Genomic DNA, 700 nt, shown 5'->3' with positions numbered 1-700 from the left:
TGCTTCCTGCGCATAATCCAAGTCATTTTTAGTATCCAGTGAACTTGCGATTTTGTTAAACAAATTCGAACTAAGTAAGGAAAGGATAGTTAAAATTACTAAATAACACAGTGTGATTCCGTAAGCGTAAAATACGATTGTATGGGCATGTAAAAATAGATTAGCGATAGAAACAAGGAGGCCAGTTACTAGCCAGGATAATGAACTGGCAAAACCACATACAAGACGTGTTGTGAATTCTTTGGTTACCGAATCTATTAGCTTATGGGTAAACTGATATTTATCTAGTTTCTTTTGCTCAAGTATGCTTTGGATAAGGCGTCTAAGCCCTTGGGCGGCACTTATCGTTATAAACAGGCTGAAAAGTACGAATGGAAATCCAATAGAAAAACAGACAAGGATCAATTTGATTGTATCGAGAGACTGAAAAAGTTTATTGTCGAAAAAAAATATAGTTAATAGACTAGGACATAGTGAACAGGTGAGGTTCAGGCCGACGGTAATAATTTTATCGTCCTTTAGATTGACTATGTAGGTAGTGAGTGTGTCGAGCATTAATAATAGAGTTTGATCACGTAAAATACCAAATTTAGCAAAAACATCTAAATCTGTACTGTACTAATTTTAGAGATTGGCTGATGTACCACATTTCCTGGAATAATTCAGTTGATAAGGAGGTAGGAAAAAAGATGTCTTAGGC

Annotated in this window: 1 protein-coding gene; it reads right to left on the bottom strand. The window is 35.6% G+C overall.

Going from position 1 to position 700, the window contains the following annotated elements; all coding sequences use genetic code 11:
• Positions 1-555: hypothetical protein (locus AC1DND_RS28925; protein ID WP_477586422.1), on the bottom strand; the 555-nt coding region annotated here is incomplete at its 3' end.
• Positions 556-700: the final 145 nt, after the last annotated feature.

Source organism: Pedobacter sp. 01N416 (assembly GCF_056399685.1).
The sequence above is the reverse complement of the archived record's forward strand: the minus strand, read 5'-3'. Positions and strand labels throughout refer to the sequence as shown.